This is a genomic window from Sulfuricurvum sp., from assembly GCF_019163035.1.
Lineage (GTDB): Bacteria > Campylobacterota > Campylobacteria > Campylobacterales > Sulfurimonadaceae > Sulfuricurvum.
On record NZ_JAFLKV010000030.1, the window covers coordinates 10,347 to 11,598 of the forward strand.

A 1,252-nucleotide genomic window follows, 5' to 3' on the forward strand; every position below is an offset into this window, starting at 1 on the left:
GCTTCAGCGAATGTCAAAGTGAATCAAAAAAAGATCGCATTGTTTGAAACTGGGATGATTTTTGATTCAAATCGTAACGAATCCAAACGCATTGGTTTTATCGTATCTGGATCATTAGAGAGTGAAAAAATTTCCAATGCAGGAAAACCTGCCACTATCGATTTTGCTGCGTTTAGCAAATTGATTGCTGATGTCGCGGGATCATTTGAACTGGCATCTCATACCCCGAGCCATGCATTAGCTCATCCGTATGTGTGTGCTAAAGTGCTTATCAACGGTGTGGAAGCAGGGGAGCTTTTCAGAGTTCATCCTCAGGTTGAAGAGGAATTCGATCTTGCTCAAACCTTTATGTGTGAGCTTAGTGTTGATACTTTACCGTACGCTCTGGTGGAAGCACAACCGTATTCGAAATACCAAGCATCGTATCGCGATCTCAGTGTACTTATCTCTAAAGAGGTGACCTATGAGACGATTAAATCGGTGATCGAAAAACACGCATCACCACAAATCCGGCGTTTCTATCCAGTAGATCGTTATGTTTCCGAAAGCTTAGGGGATCAAATGAGCTTGAGTCTCCGTTTTGTCCTCCAATCAGATGAAAAAACACTTGAAGAAGAGGATATTAACGCCGCTATGGAGTGGATTCTTAGCGGATTGCGTGATGAACTTGGGGCAGGTTTGAGATGATCTCTGCCAAGGTTTCACCCGCACAACCGTTTACATTTAAAAGTGATGCGATTGCACCCGATAAATCGATCTCTCACCGCTGTGCGATGTTTTCTGTTTTAGCGGAGGGTGAGAGTAAAATCGAAAATTTTCTCCGTGCGGAAGATACCCTTAACACCCTCAAAATCGTAGGACATTTGGGTGCTGAAATCCATGATGACGGTAAAACGATTACTATTTCGTCCAACGGGATCAAAGAGACCTCTGAAATTCTCGATTGCGGTAATTCGGGGACGGGGATGCGACTGTTTTGCGGGCTTCTCAGTTCCGCTGAAGGGCATTTTGTCCTCACGGGAGATGAGTATCTAAAACGTCGTCCGATGAAGCGAGTAACACAACCGTTACGTTCTATCGGAGCCAAGCTCGATGGCCGTAATAACGGTGATCTCGCACCCCTCTCTATTCGCGGTGCGTCGCTCAAAGCGTTTGATTATGTCTCTCCGATTGCTTCGGCACAGGTTAAAAGTGCGATGATGCTTGCGGCTCTCCGCTCAGACGGAGTATGTACGTTCCGTGAACCGGAACT

General features: G+C 45.6%; 2 pseudogenes. Both read left to right on the forward strand.

Annotated features, from left to right (window positions below):
* Window positions 1-687, forward strand: a pseudogene (locus JZU62_RS02680) (phenylalanine--tRNA ligase subunit beta); the annotation flags it as partial.
* A pseudogene (locus JZU62_RS02685) lies at window positions 684-1,252 on the forward strand (3-phosphoshikimate 1-carboxyvinyltransferase); the annotation flags it as partial. The pseudogenes JZU62_RS02680 and JZU62_RS02685, both read left to right, overlap by 4 nt.